A 26,543-nucleotide genomic window follows, 5' to 3' on the forward strand; every position below is an offset into this window, starting at 1 on the left:
GGGCTTCCGGCAGCATGACCTCCGTGACGGTGCAGGCATCGGCGGCGCAGTCGATGGAGTCGCTGCTCGCGGCGCTGGAGCAGGCGGGCCAGCTCTATCGGCCGGAGCAGGGCAGCGGCGTCGTGCCGCTGAGCGCCAATACGCTATTCATCCACCAGCGTCTGGCGGAGCGCCAGGGCGTCCCGACCAAAGCGGCGAAGGGCCGGCTCTATCTGTATGTGATCGCCGATCCGGCCGAGCGCGACGCGCTTATGAGCGGCGTCCACGAGACGCTGGCGGGCTTTGCGGGCTGAGGGCGTGATCACCTCTAAATTAGAAAGGAAGTGGATTATGGGTAACCGGCGTATCACCATCCTCTGCTCCGGCTTCGGGCTTGGCTTCTATATCCCCGGCTTGCTGGTGGCGCAAGGGTTCCGGCAGCGCGGCATCGATACCGAGGTGCTCGTCTTCGAGAGCTATATGGAGCAGGAAAAGATCGACCATATCCCCGACAGCCGGGCGGCGTACCATCGCGACTTTGCGCTGGCGAACCTGTCGGCGCGGCTGCCGATGGACATCCGCAAGAGCATCGACGATGCCCGCGTCGAGCAGCTGCTGGACGGTTGGGAGGCGGAGGATCGGCGCGAGTTCATCTCGCTGTCCGGCCACTGGGTGTACATCCTCGACCGGTACCGGGAGCGGATGCAGCCCCGGCCGGTTCATGCCGATCTGCTCTATGTCGACTCCGACCTGGCGCCCTCCTGGAAGAGTCTGAAGCGATATCATCCCCGATACAACGAGCCGTACTACGACGCCTGTCTGTACGACCGCGACAAGCTGGATATCCGATGCGAGGTGAGTGTGCCTGCAGTCTCCCGACGGCCCTTCGCGGAGCGGGAAGCTCGGCTCGTCGTTCATGGCGGGGGGTGGGGCATGGGGACGTACCGCGAGACAATCCCGACGCTCGCCGAGAGCGGCTATGCTCTCGATATCATCGCTTACCCGGACTCGCAATCGCCGCTCGACCCGCGTCATCGGTACCTGATGAATGCGACGGACTGGTGCGCCTGGGTCAAAGACGCCGAGGGGCGTCACGGCTTCCCGCCGCTGTGGGAGCTGACGGACGGCGAGACGATCCGTCATGCGCCGCGCGAGGATCGGCACTGGATGATCGATATCGCGGGCAGCGCGCAGGCGATCGTCGCCAAGCCCGGCGCCGGGACGCTGATCGATTCGCTCGCGACGGCGACGCCGATCATCCTGCTCGAGCCGTTCGGCAGTCATGAGCAGCGCAACGCCGAGCTGTGGGAGCATCTCGGCTACGGGATGCGCTACGAGCGCTGGCGCGAGAGCGGCTACGCCTCGGAAGCGCTGGAGACGATGCACCGGGCGTTGCAGAGCCGGGCAACCGAAGGGATGGACTATGTCGACCGCTATTGCGACCGCGTACACGTCGACCCCGCATTACGAATCTCTTGAAGACCAAGGAGGTCATGTGATGAGCGTAACAAGCCCGAGTATCGAGACGATGCAGCGGACGATGAGCTATCCGCGCTGGATCGTGCTGCAACTGCTGGAGGAGTGCAACCTGCGCTGCAAGATGTGTTACGAGTGGGGACTGGAGGGGCCGTACAAGCAGAAGAAGACGCTGGCGCAGCTCGACCCCGAGGTCATCAAAAAAATGATCATCGATTGCAGCCCCGGCAAGCCGTACTACGACTTTTTCGGCGGCGAGCCGCTGTTGTATCCATGGCTCGGCGACATCCTTGAGCTGATCCAGCATCACGGCAGCTACGCCGACTTCCCGACCAACGGCACTTTGCTGGAGCAGCATGCCGAGATGCTGGTCGCGACGGCGCCGCGCAAGATTTGGATGTCGCTGGATGGACCCGAGGCGATCAACGACCGGCAGCGCGGCAGAGGCGTGTTCAAGAAGGTCATCCGCGGCATCGAGAAGCTCTATGAGCTGCGGCAGAGCAAGGGGCAGACGTATCCGAAGATGGGCGTCTCGTTTATTATCACGCCGCTGAACTATATGTACATCGAGGAGTTTTTCTTCCAGCATCTCGATCTATCGATGCTTGATCATATCAGCATGGAGGTGCAGCTCTATGCGACAGAGGAGCAGTACGCGCAGTACAAGGAAGTGCTGCGGGAGCAATTCGACGTCCATGACGCGCCGTATGCCAGAGGCATGGTGTGGAGCGACAGCAGCTCGTTCAGCCAGATCGATATCCCGGAGCTGACGCGACAGCTGCATGTGGTCAAGGATCATTGCCTCCCTCGCGACATCGAGGTCATCACCTATCCAAAGACGGTTGACGAGGATAATCTGCGCAACTACTTTGGCGGAGAGTTCGGCAAGATGGCCGACAAGCGCAATCGCTGCTCGCTGCCCTGGACGTATGCGGAGATTACGGCGCGAGGCGAGGTGTCGCCCTGCCATGCTTTCTACGATCTGACCTTCGGCAATGTGAACGACGACGATCTGATGACGATCTGGAATGGTGACAAGTACAAGAACTACCGCGCCTACATGAAAAAGAACATGCTGCCGATCTGCACCGCCTGCTCCCGGTATTATATCTACTGACCTATCGATGTACGCGCGCTCATCGAGTCAAAAAGAACTGAAGGGAGTGGAATGCGATGAGACCCAAAACGGAAGTGAAACGGACGCCAAGGGATCTGCAGATCCTGAAGCGCACGATCCGCACCGCTGTCGAGACGAAGCGCAACAAGGAGAAGCAGCCCGCTTACGCGACGCCGCTGCCGGAGTCGGTCGGCATCAAGCTGACCAACCAGTGCAATCTTCGTTGCAAGCATTGCTACCAGTGGAACGACACCGGCTACCATCATTACATGACGCTGCAGCAGCAGCGCGAGCAGCTCGACATCGGTCTGCTGGAGAGAGTGATCGTCGAGACCGAGCCGGCGCGCTCGCGGCTCTATATCTGGGGCGGCGAGCCGCTCGTCTACAGCCGCTTCGACCGGCTCGTCGAGCTGCTGGAGCAGTATCCGCGCGAGACGACGATCTGTACCAACGCCGTGCTCATCCCCAAGCGGATCGAGGAGCTGCTGCGCATCTCCGACAATCTGGAGCTGCTGATCGCGCTCGATGGCTTCGAGGAGGAAAATGATGCCCTGCGCGGCAAAGGCGTGTTCGGCAAGGCGATCGACGCCATCCGCATGCTCGTGCAGCTGCGCGAGGAAGGGCGATTCCGCGGCCGCATCTCGGTGCACACCGTCATCAATGACGCGATGACCAGCAAGCTGTACGACCTGCTGGCGTTCCTGGAGGAGCTGGGCGTCGATCTGGTGATGGTCTGCTTCCCCTGGTACATCTCGGACGAGTGCACGCAAGGGATGGACGATTACTTCGACCGCCACTTCGACTTCCTGCCGGCCAGCGAGCAGCGAGGCGAGCGGAGCTGGCATGCCTTTAACTACAAGCTGGACCCGGACTATATCCCTGCGCTCTTGCAGGAGCTGGAGCGAATCAATAGCCGCACCTGGAAGATGCTGGTGCGCTATCAGCCCAATCTTGAGCCGGACCAGATCGAGCCGTTTGTGCTCGGGCAGGAGCTGGCGGGCGGCGGCACGATGAACAAGAAGTGTCTGGCGCTCTCCAACCGGATGGACATTACGCCGGACGGCACGATGATCGCCTGCAAGTTTTTCAAGGAATTCGAGATCGGCAATCTGAACGACGGCCCGGTCCGGGAGCTGTGGCACAACAACACCTATCGTCAGATTCGCGAATTGATGGACGAGAGGCTGACGCCGGCCTGCTCCAAGTGCAGCGTGCTGCACCTGCACGGCGTGTAAACCTGTATGCAGATATGACGGACAGATATGAAACGAGGTGCGCAAGTTGAGCATGATCCGAGTCGAACAGCTAAGTAAAAGCTTCCAGTACTACAAGAAGGAGCAGGGGCTCAAGCATTCGCTAAAAAACCTGTTGTTCCGCAAGACGTTGATCAAGGAAGCAGTCAGCGGCATCTCCTTTGAGATCGAGCCCGGCGAGATGCTAGGCTTCCTCGGTCCCAACGGCTCCGGCAAAACGACGACGCTGAAGATGCTCTCCGGCATCCTCTACCCGACGAGCGGAACGGCGACGGTGAACGGCTTCGTGCCGTGGGAGCGCAAGAAGGAATTCAAGATGCAATTCTCCATCGTCATGGGGCAGAAGTCGCAGCTCTGGTGGGACCTGCCGGCGAGCGAGTCGCTCTACCTGAACAAATGCATCTACGAGCTCGACGAGAAGCCGTATCGCCAGGTACTCGATGAGCTGACCGAGATGCTCGATGTGAAGGAGTTGCTGAACGTCCAGGTGCGGCGGCTGTCGCTGGGCGAGCGGATGAAGATGGAGCTGATCGCCTCGCTCATCCATCGGCCCAAGGTGATCTTCCTCGACGAGCCGACGATCGGTCTCGATCTGATCTCGCAGAAGCGGATCCGCGAGTTCCTGAAGCACTACAACGAGCAGACCGGGGCGACGGTCATCCTGACGAGCCACTATATGGCCGATATCGAGGACCTGTGCAAGCGGGCGATCATCATTAATGAAGGCCGCACCGTCTACGACGGCGATCTGCGTCGCATCAACGAGCTGTTCAATGCGAAGAAGATCATCAAGCTGCAATTCACCGACGAGGTGCAGCGCGAGGCGCTGCTCGGCTTTGGCGAGATCCGCAAGCATGACGGGGCAAGCGCCGTGCTCGAGGTCGATAAGCGCGAGCTGCAACGGTACTCCAAGCTGATCCTCGAGCGGCTGCCGATCCTCGACTTCACGATCGAGGATATCCCGGTCGAGCAAGGCATCGAGAGCTTGTACCAGAAGGAAGAGGTCCGACATGAGAGCCTGGCATAAGTATCGGCGCACGTATATGCTCGGCGTCCAAAACGAGATGGAGTACCGCACCGACTTCCTGCTCGGCATCCTGAGCGGCACGTTTATCGTCATCGTGCAATGCTTCCTGTGGACGGCTGTCTTCAACAGCTCGCCGCAGGAGGTGATCAACGGCTACACCTACCCGCAGATGATCATCTACTCGGTGTTCTCCGGCGTCGTCTCGCGGCTCGTCTCGGCGGGCTTTGAGGGCGAGGTGTCCAATGACATCAAGACCGGCGGGCTGAGCAAGTTTATCGCCCAGCCGATTCATTATTTTACGTATCGCATCTGCAATTTTCTCGGCGGCAAGACGGTGCAGCTGGCGATTATTTTGCTGATGATGGCGGCGATGGTCATTTTCTTTATGCAGGTGTGGGATTTCCGTCTGGAGGCGCTGCGGACGCTGTTGTTTTTCGCCAGCATCGTGTTGGGGATGCTCATTAACTTTTTGCTGTTTTACTCGATCAGCGCGCTCGCCTTTGTCGTGACCGAGGTGTGGGGCATTTTTATCGCGTTTAACCAAGGGGTCTATCTGCTCAGCGGCGCGATCTTCCCGCTCGATATCTTCGGCGATACGGTGACGCGCATCTCGAGCCTGCTGCCCTTCCAGTACATCGTCTTCTTCCCGGTCAATATCCTGAACGGCAGCCTGGCGCAGCCGGCGATCCTGAATGGATTGCTCGTGCAGGTCGTCTGGCTCGGCGTGCTGCTGATCGTCTCCCGGGTATGCTGGGCGGCCGGGATGAAGAAATACGTGGCCGTGGGAGGGTAGCGCGATGGACTATAACGTGAGAGAAATCTGGAAGCATATGCGCGTCTATTACCGGTTCGCCAAAAACAGTCTGATCGGCTATATGGAGTACCGAGCCAACTTCTACTCCAGTCTGACGATGGAGTTCGTCTTCCTGTTCACCAAGCTCGTGTATGTGCTGTTCGTGTTCCGGCTCGGCATCGAGATCAACGGCATCACGCCGGATCAGATGCTGATCTTCACGGGCACCTATACGCTCATGATCGCCATCTATACGGGGCTGTTCATGGACAATTTCTACGCGCTGTCCGGCCATATCCGCAACGGCATGCTTGATATGTATCTGACCAAGCCGGTATCGACGCAGTTTATGATCTCGTTCCGCCATATCAACTTTGCCCTGCCGCTGCCCAATCTGATCGCTGGCATCACGATGGTCGTCATCGCCTGGCAGCGTCTGGAGCTGAGCACCAGTCCGCTCTATATCGCGGCGTACATCGGCGTCATCATCAGCGGCGCTATCGTCGCCTACTCGGTGCTGCTGCTGCCGCAGATCCTGGCGTTCTGGACGGTCAAGTCCGGCGCCATCACGGAGATTATGGACAAGAGCTGGGAGCTGAACAACATGCCGATGTATATCTATCCCAACTGGCTGCGCCGACTCGGACTGTATGTCCTGCCCGTGCTGTTCATGACGAACATGCCGGCGGTCTATCTGATCGATCGGCTCGATGTGTTCCTGGCGATCTGGATCTTCGTCGCCCCTGTGCTGACGCTGATCGCCGTGCGGCTGTTCTGGAGCTTCGCGATCAAGCGGTACGCGAGCGCCAGCAGCTGATGAGAGCTTAACCAATCGAAGAGGGAGAGGTGAACGGCATGAGTGTGAGCGGCCAACCGACCGATGCGCCGCCGATCGTCAAGAAGCGGCTGCCCAACGGGCTCGAGGTGTATCAGAACAACGAAGGCGAGACGTCGTTCCTGTATGACGAGATTTTCCGCAAGGAGATGTACTTCCGCCATGGCATCGCGCTGGAGGACAACAGCACGGTGCTCGATGTCGGCGCCAACATCGGCATGTTCACCCTGTTCGTGAACAGCAAGAGCGCGGGCTGCCGCGTCTATGCCTTCGAGCCGCTGCCGCCGACCTATGAGATTCTGAAGCTCAATACGAGCGCGCTGCCGGGTGTGACGATCGTCAACTGCGGTCTCTCGGATGAGAACAAGGAAGCGGCGTTCGCCTACTTCCCGACGATGTCGACCGACTCGGTGCAGCTCAAGTACCGGGAGGATCATGACAAGGACCTGCGCTTCGGTCTGCTCAACCACTATCGCGACGACTTCGCTAACGAGCGCTCGCTCAACCGGTTCGTCGATCATGTGATGACGCCGCGGATGATGAAGGAGCAGGTGTATCGCTGCCAGCTGACGACGATCGCCGACATCATGCGTCGCTACGAGCTGACCCAGGTCGATCTGCTCAAGATCGATGTGGAGAAGAGCGAGTTCGAGGTGCTCGAGGGGATCGGCCGCGACGACTGGACGAGGATCAGACAGGTCGTCATGGAGGTGCATAACTTGGACGATGCGCAGCTGCGACGGCTGCGGCAGGTGTTCGAAGACCAGGGCTTCAGCGTCGTCATCGACGCCTACGACGATCTGAATATCCCGGACTACTATAACGTGTATGCGATCAATCGCAGCTTCGCTTCATGAGGCGACTGCTGGAGATGCTGGTATGCGTCGCTTGCCACAGCGAGCTGGACGTCTCGGAGGATCGGCTGGACTGCCGGGCATGCGGAGCCAGCTATCCGGTGCATCCGAGCTATATTGCGATGCGCGACGAGCGGGAGGCTGAGCGCGAGCCGCAGACGTGGCAGGCCAAGGCGCAGGAGGAGCGGGAGTATGCGGAGATCGCCGAGCGGCTCGCTCGGGCCGGAGTCGAGCGGTTCGCCACCCATCTTAACTTTGGCTATGTGCCGAACGGTCGTCCGCAGCGGGCGGTCATCGAACCCGAGGCGCATGGGCTCAACCGCAATTCGCTGCGGCTCCTGCTCGAGGTCGTCGGCGATGCCGACCTTCGGGGGCGCGACGTCGTCGATATCGGCTGCGGACGCGGCGGCAACAGCGCGGCGCTCGTCCGTTACTTCCAGCCCCGCCTCCTGGTCGGGCTGGATCTGTGTGAGGCGAACATCGCCTTTTGCAGCGCGCGCAATCGTCTGCCGCAGGTCAGCTATCTCGTCGGCGATGCCGAGCGGCTGCCGTTCGCTGAGGAGAGCTTCGAGGTCGCGCTCAACATCGAGTCCGCGCACGCCTACCCGCACCGGGAGCGGTTTTACCGCGAGGTGTGCCGCATCCTCAGGCCTGGCGGCGTCCTCCTCTACACCGAGCTGATGCTCGCGGAGGAGGCTCGGCACCATCTGCGGATGCTCGAGGAGGCGGGACTGCTCATCGAGCGGGACGAGGATATGACGGCCAATGTGCTGCTCTCCTGCGACGAGAACGCTCGCCAGCGTACCGGGCAGCAGGGAATCGCCGCCGTCAGCGGCACCTTGGGAGTAAGTACCGGCACCGACAGCACCAGCACTCCGAGCGCCATCACCGACATCGGCGACTTTATCGCGTTGCCCGGCTCGCGCAAGTACGAGGAGATGCGGAGAGGCGAGCGCGTCTATCGAATGATGAAGCTGGTCAAGCCGGATTAAACAAGACGAGAGGAGGAGCGCAGATGCAATTAAACCTTGCGCGCGTGCCGAGGATCGACGGGGATACCGGTTATTGCTGCATGGAGGATTGTTTGGCGACCATAGCGCGGAATACGGGGTACAGCTACGAGATGTACCAGCTCGCCAACTGGCGCTTCGAGTACGACGATACGATCGCAGGGGAGTGCATCGGCGATCGGTTCGAGATGGTCTACATCGACAATCTCGACGATCTCGAACGGTTCCACGGCATCACAATCACTCATCTAGGCAAGCGAAGCAGCGATGAACTGCGGCAGTATGTTGTCGCAGACGTGGCGGTCGGACTGCCTGTCATGCTGGCGTTTGACGTGTACAGTTGTCCATGGTTCTGGGGATATCGACGCTTACATTACCCGTATCACCACTTTCTTGTCACCGGCTATGACCCCGAGGAAGAAGCTTTTGTCTGCGTCGACCCGTTCTACCAGTTGACGGAGCTTCGGCTTCCGCTGGCGCTGTACGAAGAGGGGCTTACCGAGGTGAAGCGGTTCGCATTGTCGCAGCCGCAGGAGGCCTCGGCCCCGGTACTGCTGGAGGCGCTCGCAGAGCGGCTGCGCCGATTTTACAACCCTGAGTACCAGCACAAGATGCGACGCTTAATCGCTGCAATCGAGGCCGAGCTGGACCTGGAGGCGGAGAGCCGGAGGTACATGGATTTTGCCCGGTCGATCTTTCATCTCAACTTCGTCGCCCTCATGGAGATCCGCGTCGGCTTCGCGCAGGCGACCCGTTACATCGCCGGACAGTATCCGTCGACGGAGCTGGACGAGCTGGCAGACGGCTTCTGGCAGATGGCCAACGCCTGGATGACGGTCCGGCGGATGCTCTACAAGATCAACGCTGCCGGCAGGATGCTGGAGCCGGTCAAGCGGAGCATCGTCCGCAAGATGACGTCGATCCTTGAGGAGGAGCTACGGCTGGTGGATACCCATTGTAGATAGAGAGGTCGCGAGATCATCTACCGCGGAGCCGTCAATGAGAGGTTGCCCATCAGGCAGGACAAGAACCGAACAACCCACGTTTGCCAATTAGGATAAGATGCAGCGATTGACGCATGGTGCGCGCTGACTGGATGACCTCAGTAGTTGAGGGGTCATCTTTGATATGCACTATCCCGAGGAGCGTATCCGGTTTATTCTGGCGGATGCCGGGATACGTCTGCTTCTGACGCAGTCCGACAGCCATGCGTATGTTCAGCATCTGTTCGACCCTTTGATTAATGTCGACGAAGCAGCTCCTGTGATCGGCCAACAGCCGCTGTCCCGACCGCCTATTGCCGTCACGCCTTCAGAGCTTGCCTACATGATGTATACGTCCGGCACGACAGGTACGCCAAAGGGGGTCCTGATCTCGCCATCGAGCCGTTGCGCATCTTACCTACCAGCCCTCCTTCCTGTCCTTGCAGCCCTTGGATATCGTAGCATTTCTATCAAGTATTTCTTTTGACTCCTCGACGCTGGAGATCTGGTCTGCTCTCTTGAACGGGTTGACCCTTGTCATTCCTGCTCGCGTCAGGCTGTCGCCGGATGTCGTCGCCGAGGCGATCTCGACCTTCAAGGTCACCGTTATGTTCTTGACCCCCGGGCTGTTCAATCTCATGGTGGAGGAGCATCTCGCATGCCTGGCGTCTGTGCGATACGTCATCTCTGGCGGAGACGTGATGTCCCCGGCTATCGCTCATCGAGCGCTCAGACATCTGCTGAATACGAAGATTATTAACGGGTATGGACCAACCGAGACACGCCCTTCCTGCCCTTGCTGACGGAACAGGTGGAGGAGGGCAAGACCGTCTGGGAGTTGTACGAGAACATGCCCGTCTACGACTCGTCCAGCACTCAAAACGCATTGGCGGATACAGGAATCGTCTGTCCCGACATGAATACGGAGCTGCTGGAGCGATATTTTACATTTATGACAGGCAGCGGATTCCTCGATCAGCCCATGCATCCACCGATCTTGTCGTAAAGTATAGCTGTCATCTTACAAGCTCATCGCCTCCTGTCAGAGCCGACCCTCGCGGTACTTCGAAACCGCGACAGGGCACCCGTATCATCGAACAATGCAAGACCGCCCCTTACTTCCTGGGGCGGTCTTGTTTGTATTTTGTGGAGGTTGACAGGATCACAAACGATTTCGCAGGTATGGCTCATTCACCCTGGGATCAGGAAGCGTTAACATGAATGTACTACATCGGATACACAGGGGAAGGGTGCGGACATGCATGGTAACCTGAAGGTTCAAACGCCCCTCGGGCAGGCAAAAAAACGGAAGGCATTTATATTGTACTGGTTAAGAGAGTGGTCATCATGGCTGTTGATTGTGCCGACGCTGCTGTTTTTCTTCTTCTTTTCCTGGCAGCCGTTGTTTCAAGGGATCATCCTGTCCTTTTTTCGTACAGAGGGCTTTGAGGGCGTCGAGTGGATCGGGATTCAGAATTACTTGGATGTCATGCAAAATGCCGTATTCCAGCAGACGTTAGTCAATACGTTTGTCTATGTTTTCTGGTCGCTTGTCATCGGATTTGCCGTGCCGATCGTGGTGGCTATCGCGATCAATGAGATGCGGCATTGGGGGTCGGCATTCCGCTTCTCGGTGTTTTTCCCTAATATGGTGCCAGGCATCGCTGCAGCGCTGATGTGGATGTTTCTGTTCAATCCCGGAGAGGGCGGCGTCCTCAACATGCTGCTGGGCTGGTTCGGACTGCCAACGCAAGAGTGGCTGCAGAACCCGGACATGACGATCCTCCTGATCATTCTGACGATTACCTGGCGCAGCTTTGGCGCGACGACCCTGCTCTACCTCGCCAGCCTGCAAGGCATCAACAGCGATCTGTACGAAGCCGCCTCGATTGACGGCGCGGGCATCTGGAGGAAGTTCCGCAGCATTACGCTGCCGCAGATCGCTCCGATGATCAGTCTGATGCTGATCCTGCAGGTAAGCGGCGTATTCCAGGTGTTCAACGAGCCATTGGTTATGACCGAGGGCGGTCCGAGCAACGCGTCGATGTCGCTGATGCTGCAGAGTTATTTTTACGCCTTCCGTTACTTCGAGGCGGGGCACTCGCTGGCGCTTGGGGTCGTCACCTTCGTCATCCTCATGCTGCTGACCATCGTCTACTTCAAGCTCGAGAAGAAATGGGAAAGGGAGTAGTGAAGCATCCATGAAAACAGGCAAAGGCTCCGGTATTATAGGGGATTTGGAGTATAAGCAGCCCGGGGTCAAGCTGGTCTATTGGCTCATCTTCGCGGCTATGATCATCGTCTCGGCGATTTGTATTTTTCCGGCGTTATGGGTTATTATGTCGAGCTTCAAGGATATCAAGGAGTTTTATGCCATCCCTCCGACGATCATCCCCCGGTCATTTCATATCGAGAAGGTGTGGCAGACCTGGAATGAGTTCCGGTTTATGAAGTACTATGTCAATACCGGATACTTGACGCTCGGAGCTGTTGCGTTCTGTCTGTTGTTCAACGGCTTGGCCGGCTATTTTTTCTCCAAGCTCAAGCCCAGAGGCAGCGGTTTTATTTTTCTGCTGATTCTGTGGACGGTGCTGCTGCCCAATACAGTAGGCATGGTGCCGTTGTTCAGCAATATTGTCGACTTTCCGCTGCTGCACCTGAACCTGACCAACACCTATTGGCCGATGTGGTTTATGGCGGCGGTCAATCCGGTGACGATCCTCATCTTCAAAAACTTCTTCGACACGATCCCCGTCTCGCTGATCGAAGCGGCGCGGATCGATGGGTCGACCAAGCTGGGCATTTTCTTCCGTATCGTACTGCCGCTCAGTGTGCCTGTGCTGATCACGATTACGATATTAACAATTAACGGGGTATGGATGGACTTTTTTTGGCCCTATATGGTGCTGAAGGATCAGTCGCAGTGGACCGTCATGGTGGCCATCTATAACCTTAAGGCAACCCTGCCGATGGACATACAGTTTGTCGCGCTGACCTTTGCGATCGTCCCGCCGGTGCTGCTATTCCTGATCTTCCAGCGTTACATCATGCAAGGGTATTCGATCGGCGGCGGTATTAAGGGCTAGAGCGTGACTGCATACTCCGAGGGAGACAGATTTACAAACCGTTTCGCAGGTTTGACGCCTACTTGCGATTTGAGGGTGCATGATAGGATAAAGATGTCCTTCACAAGAAAGCGCTTTAGGCTCTAATGCAATCCACTCTGATAGGAAAGATGGGGGAATACAAATGAAACTCGGTACATCAAAAGGTTGGCAAGCGGTTATGATCCTGCTGTGCATGGTCGCCCTGGTGGCTGCGGGATGCAGCAGCAATGGCAAGAGCGGGGGGGATAACACAGGCGGCAGCTCAGGTACGACTCCGGCAAAGAGCGAGACCACCGAGTCCGGGAATGCGGAGCAGCCGGTGACGATCAAGATTAGCAACTGGCCAAAGCCCAATGAGGAAGCGCAAGTTAAAATCTACGACGAATATGTAGCGCAGATGAAGGCGAGCTACCCGTGGATTACGTTGGAGAAGGATGAGTGGGGATACGATGTCAGCTCCTTCCTGCCGAAGGCGGCAAGCGGGCAACTGCCGACCATCTACGAGACGTTCTTCACCGAAGCGGATAAGATTATCAAGGCCAAATACTCAGCGGACATTACGGACCTGCTCCAGAAAAACGACTGGACGAGCGCCTTGAATCCGGACCTGCTCAAGCTGATCCAGAAGGATGGCAAGTACTACGGCATTCCGAAGGACGGTTATGTCATCGGTCTGATGTATAACGTCAACCTGTTCAAGGAAGCGGGGTTGGTCGATGCTGAGGGCGTGCCTGTCTTCCCGAAAACCTATGAAGAACTGGCGCAAACGGCAAAGACGATCAAAGACAAAACAGGCAAGGCGGGCTTTTTCTTCCCTACCAAAAACAATCAGGGCGGCTGGATGTTTATGAATATCGCCTGGGCGCACGGCGCGGAATTCGAAGCGCAGGTGGATGGCAAATGGCAAGCGGTATTCAACTCGCCGGAGGCGGTCGCTGCGTTGCAATACGTCAAGGATCTGAAATGGAAATATGACGTGCTCCCGGCGAACAATCTCGTCGATATCGGCACCGACATGTTCCAGATGTTCGGAACGGATCAGGTCGGCATGAGCTTCGGGGTGCCGGACTGGGGCAACGCGATGATCCAGGGCTTCCAGATGTCCAAGGACAATCTGGCGATGTCGGCTCTGCCGGCAGGGCCGAAGGGCAACGTCACGCTGCTCGGCGGGGGCTTGTACATGTTCGCGCCGCAGGCGACAGCCGAGCAACTGGAAGCGACCTTCAAGTGGCTGGAGGTAAGGGGCTTCTCCCCGCAGGCGACACCGGAGACACTGGCCGGGCTGGAGACACAATCCAAGACCTCCAATGAACAGGGTATGATCGTAGGTCCGCATAGCTTGCGCGTATGGATCAATGAAGATCGTATCGCGGCCGAGCAGGAAATCATCCAGAAGTATACGAATGTCAACATGGCGATGTTCGAGGATTATATGACCAATGGCGGCAACGGCTTGCGTCCGGAAGAGCCGGTCAATGCACAAGAGCTGTATAAGACACTTGATGTCGTCATCCAGACCGTGCTGACGAATAAGGACGCCGATCCGCAAGCTTTGCTGGATAAAGCCGTCGTCGACTTCCAAAAAGATTATCTCGATAAAGCGCAATAAGCACAATGGCTCGCGGCTATCGCCTCAAGGCACTGCCCTTGAGGCGATAGCCCGTTCGTTGCCTCGAAGCTGGAGAAATTGGCGCCATTTAGAAAGCGCTTTATCCGACATCGGCCAACAGGCAGCCAGAGCAAGGAGGATGACAGATGCAAAGGCGGAAGGGAGCAGCGGCCAAGGGGCGGCGCTGGACAGCGCTGGTCCTGTTGGCTCTGGTAGCGGGATGTCTATGGGCGTCTATCGTCTGGGCGCATAGCTGGTCTGATGCGACAGGAGCGGCAGTGGTTGTGGACGGCGTGGAGATCGCTGAGCAAGAGCTGCTGCTGCATATGGACGGTCACCGGGCGCTCGTCGCTGACGAATACCGCAGACAATATGGCGCGCAGATGGATGCGGGCTTTTGGTCGAGGCATTATGATGGCGGCACGCCGACGGAGCGTCTGCGGGCAGTAGCTGGCGAGCAAGCCGCGCGGGCGCTAATAGAGCGGAGGATCGCTCAGGAGGCGGGCGTTGTGGAGGACATCAGCTATGCGGCTATTCTGGCGGCGCTGGAGACGGAGAATGAACGAAGAGCCGCCGCTGTCGCAGCGGGGCAAGTGATCTACGGGCCGATGCGATTCGAAGCGAGCGCCTTTTACAGCTACTACAGGAGCGGTCTTCGCAATGCGGCCATCGAGTCGTTGATGGAGAGGGGCGAGCTTGCGGACAGCGACAAGCTCGCCCCGCACTTAGCCTATGAGGCGTTGGTTGACCGTCGACTGGCGGCAGCTCGCTTGACGTGGAAGACATCTCACAGAAATGAGGAATGAAGATGTTGAGAAAGTGGTTAACGGCGACCCTGGCGGTCGTCATGCTGTTGGCGGCGGGACTCCCGGCTGCGCCTGTATCGGCACATGCCGAGCTGGAGCTGCGCGACGAACTGAGCGACTGGTCTGCTGTCATGGATAGGAGCGCGAACTGGACGCTCGACGGCAGCGGCGCGACGTTCTTCGACGGCGATGCGACACGAGCTGTGCCGACCAATCTGGATCCGGCGTATCTGGTGTATGCGTTTGACGAGGTGCAAGATTTTCAAGTGCGCTTTTATTATTTTGCCGATTCGCAGGCGACGCTGCGGTTTTACGGGTCTGCAGACGGCAGCGTCTGGTCGGAGATTGCGGCTGTGCATGATACGCCGACTTCCTCTGGCGACGCAGCCTGGAAGGGGGTCACCTACTCTCCTGCCGGAGCGATTGCTGCGGACATGAGCTACTTTAAGCTGGAGATCACAGGTAACATCACCAGTTGGCATACACAGCTCGGTGCAGTGCGGCTAAGCAATATCGCTACAGTGCCGCTGACGATCGAGGACGAGCTGGCGGACTGGTCCAAGGTGGATGCCCATACCGCGAGCTGGGCTTTTGACGGCAGCGGTCCGGCCAACTTTGGCGGCGATGCGACGAGACTGGTGCCTACCGCAGATACTCCCGAGTCGATCACCTATCATCTACACGGCGTGAGGACGTTCTCGGCAGACATCCATCGCTTCGCCGACGCGACAGCAGAGATCGTATGGTATGGCTCGACGGATGGCAGCGTCTGGTACGAGCTGCAGACCTCGCACGATACCCCCGTCTCGACGGGCGATGCCGCATGGAGCAGAGCTACATACACACCGAGCGCTCCCGTTCCGGCGGATACCCATTACCTCAAGCTGGAGGTGTCTGGAGACGCGGTAGCCTGGCGTACGCAGATAGGCTCCGTCACGGTCTCCAATCGCGTCCAATCCGCAGGGCAAGGCGATTACTATGTGGACGCCTTGGGCGGAGACGACGACGATGACGGGCGAACGCCGGAGAGCGCTTGGCAATCGCTGAGTCCAGTGAACGAGCGGACCTTCAAGCCAGGCGATCGTATCCTGCTGAAGACGGGAGGCATCTGGTCCGGTCAACTGTCCCCCAAGGGGAGCGGCACGGCTGAGCATCCGATCACGCTGTCCTCGTATGGTACTGGTCCCAAACCGATCATCAACGGCGGCGGGCTCGCAGGGGGGACGGTCTACCTGAGGAACCAATCGCACTGGATTATACAGAACCTCGAGATTACCAACTATGCATCGGAGCGAGGCGATGTATTCCGTGAAGGCATCTTCATCGAGAATGCGGGAGCGGGTACGCTGTCGGGCATTCGCATCTCAGATAACTATGTTCACGATGTATCGGGCAGCTTCCGCTATGCGGGCGGCGACCCCCATGCGTTCGGCGGCATCGCTGTCTATGCGGGAGGCGCAGGTACGGACCGCTTCGATGGGGTGCTGATCGAGGGCAATACGGTGGAGCGCGTCGGACGTACGGGGATCGTCGTCTGGGATCAAGTATGGAACGGCGTCGGTTACGCGTCGGAGCAGGTCGTCATCCGGCAGAATTATGTCAAGGAATCCGATAGCGACGGCATCCTGACCTTTGGGGTGGACGGCGGCTTGATCGAGCATAATGTTGTCGAGGGCGCTGGCGTATACTCGGAGCCGGGGCAATTCAACGGGACGGCGGCGATCTGGCCGACGCGCGGCAAAAACAATATCGTCCAGTTCAACGAAGCGTTCAACACGTATAAGCCTGAGGGCGACGGGCAGGGCTTCAATCTCGATATCGATACCCGGGACAGCATCGTGCAATACAATTATAGCCACGACAATGCCGGCGGTTTTATCCTGTTCGTCGATGCGACGAATACCCCCGGTACGGAGATCGGCTCGACCAACAACATCGTGCGTTACAATATTAGCCAGAATGATGCCAAGCATGCCTTCACCTTTGCCGGGGGCGTATCGGCTGGCACGCAAATCTACAATAATACCGTCTATCTCGGAGCGAATTCGAATGCTAAAATTATCGATCACGAGTGGGACGATGCAGGGGACGTCAACGCCCCTTATACCTTCAAAAATAACCTGATCTATAATCTGGGCAGCGGCGGCTATAATCTGCCGGGTACGGGCGGTGTCTTCGACAGCAATCTGTTCTACGGCAATCATCCGACAAGCGAGCCAGCCGACCCGAATAAAGTGACAGCCAACCCGCTGCTCGTCTACCAGGGAGGAGCAGCCGAGGGCTGGAGCTCCGTATCCGGCTATCAATTGCGGGACGGCTCGCCGGCGCTGGGCGCAGGGACTGTCCTTCCGAACAATGGCGGTCGGGATTACTGGGGCAACGCTGTCTCGCCGACAGGCGCGCCGAACATCGGGGCGTATGGCGGGCCAGGACTCGACCCGGCAGGCTTGCCGGAGGCGCCGGAGGACGACTTTACCCTCACCTATCAGGGACTGAGCATGACGCCGCTAATATCCGCAGGTCGCAGTGACCCGCTATCGCTGCGCCTCCGGTTCGCCAATGATTCGGATGCGGAGCTGGCGATCTCCGATATCCAATGGCGCGTGGGCACGTCAAGCGGCAAGCTGGCCAAGGCGCCTGCGATAGCGCCGGGGAAGGGATGGGATTACGAGATTGCGCTGCCCGGGCTGGTCGAGGGCACGACTTATCCGCTGAGCCTGACGGCCGACGTCCATGGCTACAAGCCGATCCAGGTGACCCGACAACTCGACTATAACCGTGTCCTGCAACAGACGGACAAGCGGAGTGCGGTCACGATCGACCTGGCCAAAGGACAGGCCGTGTTCGATCCTCCCTCGGCCTATAACGGCTCATCCGATCTGGGCGGCACGCTGGCGGTGCGCTGGGACGACGAATACTTGTATCTGAACGGCGACATCCAGGATGATGTCATGGCTCATGGCTCCTCGGGGATCGAGATCTTCCGCAACGACGGCATCCAGTTCAGTATCGCTCCGGGAATGCCGGGCGACAGCGGGAGCTGGTATGAATATGGACTGGCGATGACGCCGGATGGACCGGAGATCTATCGCTGGATGGCGATGCAGGGGTTGAAGAGCGGCACTGTAGACAACGGCAAGCTGGAGATCGAACGACAAGAGGATAAGAAGCTGACCACGTATCGCCTTCGCTTGCCGTGGAGCGAGCTGAGACCGCTGCAGCCGGTAGCGGGTCAAGTATTCAGCTTGTCGGTGCTCGTCAACGATAACGATGGAGAGGGCCGCAAGGGCTATATCGAGTGGGGCGGCGGTATCGGCGGAACAAAGGATGCGTCGCTGTTCCGCAGCATCGTGCTGATGGGGCCCCAAGAGAAAGACGACTCCGGAGGGAATAACCCGGGCAGCTACTATCCTGTTTATCCAGGCGTTAGCCCGGGGGGCAGCCCAGACGAAGGCGAGCCCTCGGTAATCGCAGCAGCAGGCAGTCTGACCGTGAACCTGTCAGCCGCGGATGCAGCGGATATCCTGCTAGAGGTGGAAGACGCGCGGCGGGCGCTGGAGCAGGCTGGCGACGCGCTGCATGTGCAGGTCCAGCGAGAGGGCAAGGCGGCTGACGGCGCAGTCATACGGGTCCCTGCCAGCGTCATCGAGAACATGAAGGGCAAGGCAGATACGCTGGTAGTGACCATCGACGGCGCAACGCTGACGTTGCCGTGGCAGACATTGGCAGCCAGCGGCGCCTCCGATGCCCGTCCATTGACCATCCGGCTCCAGCAGACGACTGTCGACGAGTGGCCTGCGAGCCGCAGAGGGTCTTGGCAGGACAGACCTGTCTATACTTATGCCTTGCAGGTGGATGGCAAGTCGATCGGGATCGGCGCAGAGTCGGCCACGCTCTCGCTTGGCTATGTGCAGCGGACAGAGGAGCAGCCGCATCGGATCGTAGCCTTCGCCATCGCCGAGGACGGCAGCTCGTCTGCCATCGCCGCGTCGCGATTCGATAGCGTTCGGAGCATCGTCACCTTCCCGGCAGGGATATCCGGGCGCTTCGGCGTGATGGAGGTCGATGCGCCCTTCGCCGATCTCACAGAGGCGAGATGGGCGCAGACGATGATCGAGACGTTGGCTGTGCGGGGGATCGTCACCGGTACGTCAGTCGGCCAGTACGAGCCCAATCGACCGATGACGCGCGCCGAGTTCGTGCAGAGTCTCGTGGCGCTGCTCCAGCTCCAGGGTAGCGGCGATGACGCAGCCAGCTTCTCCGACGTCGACCCGGATAGCGAGTATCGAGTAGCGATCGGGACCGCCTATGCGCTGGGCATCGTCCAGGGCCGGGGAGACGGCCGATTCGGCACGCAGGACCCGATCTCCCGTCAGGAGATGGCGACATTGCTGTACCGGGCATTGCCGGAGCTGGGGCAGACAGGCGACCTATCACAGGCACCTGCGTTTATCGATCAGGGAGCGATCAGCGTCTATGCTCGCGAGGCTGTGGAGGCACTGCACGCCGCGGGCGCGATCGGAGGCTACCCCGACGGCCGCTTCCTGCCGCAACGTCTGGCGACAAGGGCCGAGGCAGCTGCGATCTTCTACCGGATCTGGAGCAGATAAGAGGTGTTGGAGGGGGCTCGATTGGGCCCCCTATCTAGCAAGACTTCCAGAAATATTATGTTCAAGGAGGGAATGGGTGGAAGATTGGAGAATTGTTCAATAATACTCGATTCAATTGCACAGTAAAGAGTGAGGTGAGCGGCATGACGGACGTTGGGACCACTTCTTACACACTTATGCACAAACATAAGCCTGTGGCTGAGATTGAGCTAGATCCGGCGACAGTGACGATCTCATCCATTGGACGAGTCTACGCGCAGCATCATGTTCCAGTGGGTATACCTGTTAAGAAAGGGAAGGTGGATCGAGCCGCTCTGAACGAATGGTGGTCCGGGCGAGCAATCCCTGCCAGTAGAGACGGCATTGCCGAAGCTCTCTTGGAGCTGCATTTATCAACCACTCAAAAACTGTTGGATAAAAGCTACGGATTAAGCTTGTCCGATCACTATTGGATCCGTCCTTCTGCATCAAGCCTCAAATGGAGCGACATTAACTTTTTTGAGAATGCATTTACGGAGGATGTCGGAAATGTATTGTTTGGCAAAGGCGCTTCAGACGCTATAAGTCTGGTATCTCCTGACAATACAACGGATGGCTGGCTGAAAAAGAAATGGGCGATTATGGAGGGGAAACGCTGTCTGGTTAAAGGAGGGAGCGGGGCGGTCCAACAGGAGCCTTACAATGAGGTGATTGCTACCCGAATTATGGAGCGATTGGGCATTCCGCATGTTCCCTATGAGCTCATCGAGCAGGAGGATTATCCATATAGCGTATGTGAAAATTTTACTACTCCGCAGACAGAGCTTGTCACCGCCTGGTACATCATGCATACCCGCCAAAAGCCCAATCATGTATCGGTGTATCAGCATTACATCAACTGCTGCGAGGCGTTAGGGATCCCCGGGATCGTTGAAGCGCTTGACCGGATGATTGTGGTCGATTATTTGATCGCTAACGAGGATCGGCATCAAAACAATTTTGGGGCTATCCGCCATGCAGAGCGTTTGGAATGGATAGGGGCGGCGCCCATATACGATAGCGGGTCATCGCTTTGGTTCTCGAAGCCGCTGGGGTTAATCGGAAGTGATAAACGGCTTACCTGCAAGCCCTTCAAGCAAAATCACCGGGAACAAATTAAACTCGTTACGACCTTTGAATGGCTAAACTTATCGGCGTTAGATGGTATTGAAGAAGAGATCAATGAAATTTTCCAGGGATCGATCTTCGTGGATGAGGCGCGAGCCCAGGCGATTGGCCGGGGGGTGCGAGGACGAATCGAGCAATTGCAGGAACTGATCTTTACGCTCCAGACTCAAGGTCGGATGGATGACCAGGCAGCTGACGTAAGGCAGGACATCGCCTATAGCGGTCGTCTGGAGGGGGATGAGCGAGCGCATGAATGATACACAAGATGATCTGCGAGAATGACCTTTATTAAGGAGCGTGAAATGAAGCGAATTGTTATTTTCATCGTAGCAGCAATATTATGCGTGCTGTCATTTTTGTGGGGTTCGAATTACAAGGAAAATGAAATGCATAATCAGGAGATTAAAAACTTACTGCTGAGCCAGCATCAATTACTATCGTTAATCATGAATGATATTGAACAGAAAAAATCGAATGACTATGTAAAGGGACAAATAATTACGTTGCAATACAGCGGCCTGTATTTTGAAAAATCCCATGCTGACATCAAGGGATTCATGGACTATTGTTTAGTTGCAATCGAAGAACAAAACGATAATGGGTTAAAAGAGGCCATTCATCAAGCGGTTCGTATAACTGAAGCACTAAGACTGGACTCTACTCGAAGTGAAGTCAAGAACGTGTTAAAGCAATACAATCAATTTCTCTCGAAGTATCCGTTTCCGGCCATATCAAGCAATTGAGCATGCTAATTTGCGACTGCAATAAGGCGCTGCCGTCCACACTCGTGGGCGCTAGCGCCTTTTGTGTGTTTGCGGCGCAACTGACCAGGAAGTCGAAGTCAGTTTTATGTTTTCTTTAAGCTAACCCACTTATCATGGCTATAAGAGCTTTGATGGAGAGGTGAATGCAGTTGAGAAAAAAGCGCAGGTGGATTCCGATTACTCTAGTTGTAGTGCTCGCTATTAGTGGTATCCTGTACAGCCTGGCTGATCGCTATCTAATCCGGCATGTGCAGGTCGTCGTAGCAGATGAGAGCTTGGCCATTGATACAACCGATAGCTCCGCTACAAGCTCTGCCGCTTCAGAGGATGCACAAGCAACGTTCGATGACTGGAGCTATACCAGCGATCGTCTGCAGATCCAAATTCAAAAAGTACAGACCGGCTCCGGCCCGGATCAGATTACGTATTATGTTGCCGATGTCCAGACGAAGGATGCAAGCAGCTTGCGCAGTGCGCTGGCGGACAACAGCTTTGGCACGAATATTAAAGAGGACACATCGGAAATTGCCGAGGCGAATCAGGCGATCTTTGCGGTGAACGGGGACTACTACGGATTCCGTCAGGATGGCGTCATCATCCGCAATGGGGTGTTGTATCGGGATGAACCGACCCGGGATGCGTTGGCGCTGTTCGATGACGGTACCATGAAGACGTACAACGAAAATGAAATTTCTTCTTCGGAGTTGCTGGCGCAGGGGGCGACCAATACGTTATCCTTTGGACCGATCCTGATACAGAACGGTGAGATCACCAGTGATTTCAGCAGCGTGAAAATCGACACGAACTTCGGCAACCGCTCCATTCAGAATGCGAATCCTCGAACAGCCATTGGGATGATTGCGCCTCATCATTATGTGTTTGTGGTGGTAGATGGCAGACAGGATGACAGCCGGGGCATGACGCTGGCAGAGCTTGCCCAGACGATGAAGGACCTCGGCGCAACCGAGGCGTATAACCTCGACGGCGGGGGCTCATCCACGATGTATTTCATGGGCCGTGTGGTTAACAATCCGCTTGGACGCAATCGGGAACGAGGCGTCAGCGACATTGTGTATGTGACGGAGGGACAAGGGTCATGACGATACTCATTCCATCCTATGAACCTGACGCGCGTTTACTGAATCTTGTGAAGCAGTTGCAGACGTTCAAGCTCGGTCCGATTGTCATCGTGGATGATGGCAGCGGACCGGCATATCGGGGGATATTCCAGACGGCGGAGGCCTATGGCTGCACGGTGCTGACGCATGGTGTCAATATGGGTAAAGGGCGGGCGCTGAAAACGGGTTTCCAGCATATAAGAGAAAATGGACCGCAAGGCGGAGTCGTGTGCGCGGACAGCGACGGTCAGCATCTGCCCCATGATATTCAGCGCGTCTTTGAACGGCTCCTCGCGCAGACGAGCCCTGGCATCGTACTTGGAAGCCGCCGCTTTACAGGCAAGGTTCCTGCTCGGAGCCGTTTCGGCAATTCCGTGACTCGCGCCGTATTTTCGCTGACGACAGGCGCCAAGGTCCACGATACGCAAACAGGTCTGCGCGGCTTCCCCTACGCGATGCTGGACTGGCTGTGCCAAATTCCCGGGGAGCGATTCGAGTACGAGATGAACATGCTGCTTACGGCGCATAGGGAGGGGTATGCGATTACGGAGGAATTCATTGATACCGTGTATCTGAATCATAATGCCTCCTCTCATTTTCGTCCTTTCGCAGACTCGATCCGCATTTATATGCCCCTTCTGATGTTCAGTACTTCGTCGATGGTTTCGGCGCTGATAGATTTCGGCTTATTATTTGTCATCCAGTACATCACGCACAATTTGTTTTTGGCGGTGGCTGCAGCAAGGCTGTGCAGCTCAATCTTCAATTATTCCATCAATCGGAAATATGTGTTCTCCGGAGGACGAATCTCCAGGATCCGGCAATCGTTGCCCAAATATTTCTCGCTCGTCGTGTTGGTCCTCTTGCTGAACTACGGACTGTTGTACTTCTATAACGAAAAACTGATCCTTCCGCTGCTGGTTGCCAAGATTCTGACGGAAGTCTCGATTTTTGTGTTTAGCTTCTGGGCACAGCGCAGATTCGTTTACTAACCTCGACTCAATGGCAAAAGGCGCTGCCGCCCACACTTGTGAGCGATAGCGCCTTTTTATGTTATTGCGGTCCTACAAATGCCTCATATACTCTCAATGCAACGACGGCCAGCTCTTCGCGGGTGATAACGTCCTGCGGGCGATTAATGCTTTCGATGAGGATGGCCTCAGATAGGAAGCTTCAACTTGAGCGAAGTCGTTCAGTTAATTCGATGGCTTCGGTCCAGGTCTGGCTATCATCTACAGACACCAAACTGTTGCCTTGCGACACCGTAAAGAAGTAGCCGTCCATGAACGACAGGAAGGCCAAATACTCGACGCCTAGCTCCATGGAGGCTGGCAGGATGTATTGGACATCTGCATTGTTCAAGACGTCTTGCTCACTGTCATCCAGATAAACCTCGTGAAACTTTAATGTGACCGCGCGGTGATATTTGTTTTCCCATAGCACCTCCACGCCTTCGATTCGAGCGATCACCTCGGCTTCGGTCGCCAAGGTTCGAAGCGGCACATCGTCCGTCCGAACGGCAGCTCGCTCCAGAGGGGCACCCTCTCTTGGGGTACTCATCCCCTGTGTAGTTCGCAATTCCTCGCGCAGTGACTTCCAATCCCCAGCGACTTCGGAGGAGGTGGACTGTTGAAGAACCTTGTCACTAGCAGCGATATGGAGGATAAAATCTTTAGACCCTGAGGTGTAGGTTGGATGTGGAAAGTAGCCGCCTGTGGAACGTTCGAGAAACAACACATAATTCTCCTCCGCAATCATGGTCCCTCCCGTCTCGTACACATGAATAACCTCTCCTGGTTTTGCTTCCCCCTTGAATGTTTCTTGGATCTCAAGCTGGTACTCTTCTGTTATAGAATCGTAGGCATCCACCTGCAGCACCTTGCCTCGTACAACAAGGTCTGATCGCGCTGCGGCTTCATCGAGAGAATCGTAACGATCATGATTTGTGAGGTTGTTCATCGATGTGCGTGATTCGGTGGTAGGTGCAGGTGTATGCGTAGTTTGCGCTACCAGGTAGACCAGCCAAGCGGCAAGGCAGGATAGCAGCAGCATGCCGACCAGAATCGTTATTTTCAGTAATTTCATCGGGAATGCTCCCTTCCTTGAGGGGGTTAAATTTGTACGTGTTAAACCTTCTCTTTAATTGTAGCAATGATTCGAGCGGCCTTCGTTGTAGAAACGATAGGAGTTACTTTTGGAAGTATAGGGAAATGGTGATGGTGAGCCTTTTGAGATGGTGTGATAGTCTCTAGAGCATGGTATTTATGTGTTGTAAGGTTTGGAAGATATAATTCAATAAAGAATATATCTCAAAAAAAGTGCTTGCCATAATTTAGAATGTAAGTATACTAGAGATTGTCTTTTGAGACGGAAGTCCGGTGCGAATCCGGCACGGTCCCGCCACTGTGATAAGCTTGCAAAGACAAGCTTTAGTCAGGTCGGTCACTTGAGATACGGTATGACACGGCTATTTCCTATAGGACTCGGCACGCTGTTTATCGGTTAAACCAGTACCTTCGTGGTCAGAGGCTGGGGATATAGCGCGTGTCTATTTACGCATGCCTATATACCTATGCCTTCTCCAACTTGGGGAAGGTATTTTTTATTAAGGGGGTGTTTTTTATAGGTGTTTAATAGTAGAACATACATACAAATTTTAAATAAATAGTAAGAGGGAGGGGAAAGGTTTGAAGAGTATATTCAAAATGTTTTCTGTGGTAATAATCTTTTTGATGTTTGTATTGTCGACAAATTTTAGGGTTACACACACATACGGGACAGAGAATGAAGTGAAGGTCATAACAAGTCCATTTGCATTTCAATCTTTTGCCTTGAAAAATGGAGAGTACTATGCCTGGGGTTCTAATCTTCAAGGTTTATTGGGGGTGGGAGGGATTACTGGCGACACTCCCACTTTGAACAATCAATTAAATGATGTTAAAGATATCACCACTGGTTATGTTCATTCTTTGTTTTTGTTAGCTAATGGCACTGTTATTGCCTGGGGGAATATTGACTTTCTTCAACTAGGAGGAGCGCCTGCTGGATCGATCATTCCCAATTTAACCAATGTTAAACAAATATTCTCTGGGAGTTTTCATACGTTAGCTTTATTAAACAATGGCAATGTAATGACTTGGGGGCCCAATATTTACGGGGAGTTAGGAACAGGAGACAATGATCCAAGGGTTTCTCCAGTACAAATCCCTAATTTGACCAATGTAAAACAAGTAGTTACAGGTTCATTTTCTTCATTTGTCATTATGGCTAATGGATCTGTAAAGGCTTGGGGAGATAATGGCAATGGGCAGTTAGGGGTTGGTAATACGACTCAGCAACTCAGTCCAGTAACAATTTCCGGTTTGACTAATGTAAAGCAACTTGTTTCTGGAACAGGACACACTCTAGCGCTATTAAATGATGGGTCTGTAAAGGCGTGGGGCCTTAATGACGCTGGCCAGTTAGGAATAGGAAATACAACCACCAAGACTAGTCCAGTTACTATCCCAGGCTTGACAAATGTTAAGCAAATTGCAGTTGGAGGAAAGCACTCTTTTGCAATCTTGAACGACGGGACTGTTAAAGCGTGGGGCCTTAATAATAAAGGTCAATTAGGAATAGGAAGTACTACTGATCAGCAAGCGCCAATTACAGTTACTAAGTTGAAAAATGCGTTGCAAATTTCAGGCGGCTTTGAGCATACGCTAGCACTTATGCAAAATGGTTCAGTAAGTGCTTGGGGTTCTAACAGTCAGAAGCAATTGGGTATTAACGTTACTGGTGCATTAGAACCTACCTCTACAGGGTTAATTATTGGTCCTGACTTGAGCGTTCCTCCAGTAAAATATATCTATGATTCTAATAACAAATTGATGAGAATTGAACTTGAAGATGGTAGTGTTTTGGTTTTTACATATGATCAAAACGGCAACTTGCGCAGTAGAAAATTAGAGTAATGATAGTCAGTCCTCAGTTTTCTGTATGTTCAAAATGCTGATAATATAGCTAGTTTGGCTTGGAAGAGTGACGTATGACTTTTCGAAATTACTTATACTG

General features: G+C 55.7%; 22 protein-coding genes, 1 pseudogene and 1 riboswitch. Of the genes and pseudogenes, 22 read left to right on the forward strand and 1 reads right to left on the reverse strand.

All coding sequences use genetic code 11. The features are described from left to right. The 21 genes and pseudogenes from PA598K_RS36365 to PA598K_RS20240 all read left to right on the forward strand — a co-directional run. Positions 1-293: pseudogene (locus PA598K_RS36365) on the forward strand (hypothetical protein); the annotation flags it as partial. Positions 294-330: 37 nt separating this feature from the next. After that, on the forward strand, positions 331-1,458 hold the full coding sequence (locus PA598K_RS20140; protein WP_128658684.1) for a UDP-glucuronosyltransferase: 1,128 nt from the start codon (positions 331-333) through the stop codon (positions 1,456-1,458). Between the two features lie 19 nt (positions 1,459-1,477). After that, positions 1,478-2,572 (forward strand): radical SAM protein, encoded by a 1,095-nt coding sequence (locus PA598K_RS20145; RefSeq protein WP_128658685.1) that lies wholly within the window; start codon positions 1,478-1,480, stop codon positions 2,570-2,572. A 56-nt stretch (positions 2,573-2,628) separates the two neighbouring features. Next, a complete protein-coding gene (locus tag PA598K_RS20150; protein ID WP_128658686.1) occupies positions 2,629-3,807 on the forward strand; it encodes a radical SAM/SPASM domain-containing protein in 1,179 nt (392 codons plus the stop codon). 46 nt (positions 3,808-3,853) lie between these two features. Next, positions 3,854-4,852, forward strand: coding sequence for an ABC transporter ATP-binding protein (locus PA598K_RS20155; protein WP_128658687.1), 999 nt, complete (start codon positions 3,854-3,856; stop codon positions 4,850-4,852). Further along, on the forward strand, positions 4,836-5,645 hold the full coding sequence (locus tag PA598K_RS20160) for an ABC transporter permease (RefSeq protein WP_128658688.1): 810 nt from the start codon (positions 4,836-4,838) through the stop codon (positions 5,643-5,645). The genes PA598K_RS20155 and PA598K_RS20160 overlap by 17 nt, the downstream gene beginning before the upstream one ends. Positions 5,646-5,649: 4 nt before the next feature. Further along, on the forward strand, positions 5,650-6,462 hold the full coding sequence (locus PA598K_RS20165) for an ABC transporter permease (RefSeq protein ID WP_128658689.1): 813 nt from the start codon (positions 5,650-5,652) through the stop codon (positions 6,460-6,462). 38 nt (positions 6,463-6,500) lie between these two features. Next, complete coding sequence (locus PA598K_RS20170) at positions 6,501-7,337, forward strand: FkbM family methyltransferase (RefSeq protein ID WP_260405515.1); 837 nt, start codon at positions 6,501-6,503, stop codon at positions 7,335-7,337. Next, a complete protein-coding gene (locus PA598K_RS20175; protein WP_128658691.1) occupies positions 7,334-8,326 on the forward strand; it encodes a methyltransferase domain-containing protein in 993 nt (330 codons plus the stop codon). Before PA598K_RS20170 ends, PA598K_RS20175 begins: the two co-directional genes overlap by 4 nt. A gap of 23 nt (positions 8,327-8,349) precedes the next feature. After that, entirely contained in the window at positions 8,350-9,309 is a 960-nt protein-coding gene (locus tag PA598K_RS20180) for a BtrH N-terminal domain-containing protein (protein WP_128658692.1), read from the forward strand. Between the two features lie 163 nt (positions 9,310-9,472). After that, positions 9,473-9,814: an AMP-binding protein gene (locus tag PA598K_RS20185; RefSeq protein WP_128658693.1), complete on the forward strand. Its 342-nt coding sequence runs from the start codon at positions 9,473-9,475 to the stop codon at positions 9,812-9,814. After that, positions 9,777-10,130 (forward strand): AMP-binding protein, encoded by a 354-nt coding sequence (locus PA598K_RS20190; RefSeq protein ID WP_260405511.1) that lies wholly within the window; start codon positions 9,777-9,779, stop codon positions 10,128-10,130. Before PA598K_RS20185 ends, PA598K_RS20190 begins: the two co-directional genes overlap by 38 nt. A 518-nt stretch (positions 10,131-10,648) precedes the next feature. Next, positions 10,649-11,518 carry a carbohydrate ABC transporter permease gene (locus PA598K_RS20200; protein WP_221414157.1) on the forward strand — a complete coding sequence of 290 codons (870 nt, stop codon included), beginning with the start codon at positions 10,649-10,651 and terminating at the stop codon, positions 11,516-11,518. 10 nt (positions 11,519-11,528) lie between these two features. Further along, on the forward strand, positions 11,529-12,413 hold the full coding sequence (locus PA598K_RS20205; RefSeq protein WP_128658697.1) for a carbohydrate ABC transporter permease: 885 nt from the start codon (positions 11,529-11,531) through the stop codon (positions 12,411-12,413). Between the two features lie 163 nt (positions 12,414-12,576). Continuing rightward, positions 12,577-14,043, forward strand: coding sequence for an ABC transporter substrate-binding protein (locus tag PA598K_RS20210; RefSeq protein ID WP_128658698.1), 1,467 nt, complete (start codon positions 12,577-12,579; stop codon positions 14,041-14,043). A gap of 146 nt (positions 14,044-14,189) precedes the next feature. Next, entirely contained in the window at positions 14,190-14,849 is a 660-nt protein-coding gene (locus PA598K_RS20215) for a hypothetical protein (RefSeq protein ID WP_128658699.1), read from the forward strand. A gap of 2 nt (positions 14,850-14,851) precedes the next feature. Beyond that, positions 14,852-19,459, forward strand: a complete 4,608-nt coding sequence (locus PA598K_RS20220; RefSeq protein ID WP_185602127.1) for an S-layer homology domain-containing protein — start codon at positions 14,852-14,854, stop codon at positions 19,457-19,459. A 143-nt stretch (positions 19,460-19,602) separates the two neighbouring features. Continuing rightward, the gene (locus tag PA598K_RS20225) at positions 19,603-20,862 is read left to right on the forward strand and encodes a HipA domain-containing protein (protein ID WP_128658701.1); all 1,260 of its coding nucleotides are present in this window, start codon (positions 19,603-19,605) and stop codon (positions 20,860-20,862) included. Positions 20,863-20,907: 45 nt separating this feature from the next. Beyond that, positions 20,908-21,348 (forward strand): hypothetical protein, encoded by a 441-nt coding sequence (locus PA598K_RS20230; protein ID WP_128658702.1) that lies wholly within the window; start codon positions 20,908-20,910, stop codon positions 21,346-21,348. A 164-nt stretch (positions 21,349-21,512) separates the two neighbouring features. Continuing rightward, positions 21,513-22,469, forward strand: coding sequence for a phosphodiester glycosidase family protein (locus PA598K_RS20235; protein ID WP_128658703.1), 957 nt, complete (start codon positions 21,513-21,515; stop codon positions 22,467-22,469). After that, the gene (locus tag PA598K_RS20240; protein WP_128658704.1) at positions 22,466-23,479 is read left to right on the forward strand and encodes a bifunctional glycosyltransferase family 2/GtrA family protein; all 1,014 of its coding nucleotides are present in this window, start codon (positions 22,466-22,468) and stop codon (positions 23,477-23,479) included. Before PA598K_RS20235 ends, PA598K_RS20240 begins: the two co-directional genes overlap by 4 nt. 181 nt (positions 23,480-23,660) lie before the next feature. On the opposite strand, the gene PA598K_RS20245 is transcribed toward PA598K_RS20240, so the two are convergent. Further along, positions 23,661-24,572 (reverse strand): hypothetical protein, encoded by a 912-nt coding sequence (locus PA598K_RS20245; RefSeq protein WP_128658705.1) that lies wholly within the window; start codon positions 24,570-24,572, stop codon positions 23,661-23,663. A gap of 257 nt (positions 24,573-24,829) precedes the next feature. Further along, positions 24,830-24,959: riboswitch (adenosylcobalamin (AdoCbl) riboswitch) on the forward strand. A 215-nt stretch (positions 24,960-25,174) separates the two neighbouring features. On the opposite strand from PA598K_RS20245, the gene PA598K_RS20250 reads away from it, so the two are divergent. Then, the gene (locus PA598K_RS20250) at positions 25,175-26,443 is read left to right on the forward strand and encodes an RCC1 domain-containing protein (protein ID WP_128658706.1); all 1,269 of its coding nucleotides are present in this window, start codon (positions 25,175-25,177) and stop codon (positions 26,441-26,443) included. Positions 26,444-26,543 lie beyond the last annotated feature (100 nt).

Source organism: Paenibacillus sp. 598K (assembly GCF_003851045.1).
Classification (GTDB): Bacteria; Bacillota; Bacilli; order Paenibacillales; family Paenibacillaceae; genus Paenibacillus_D.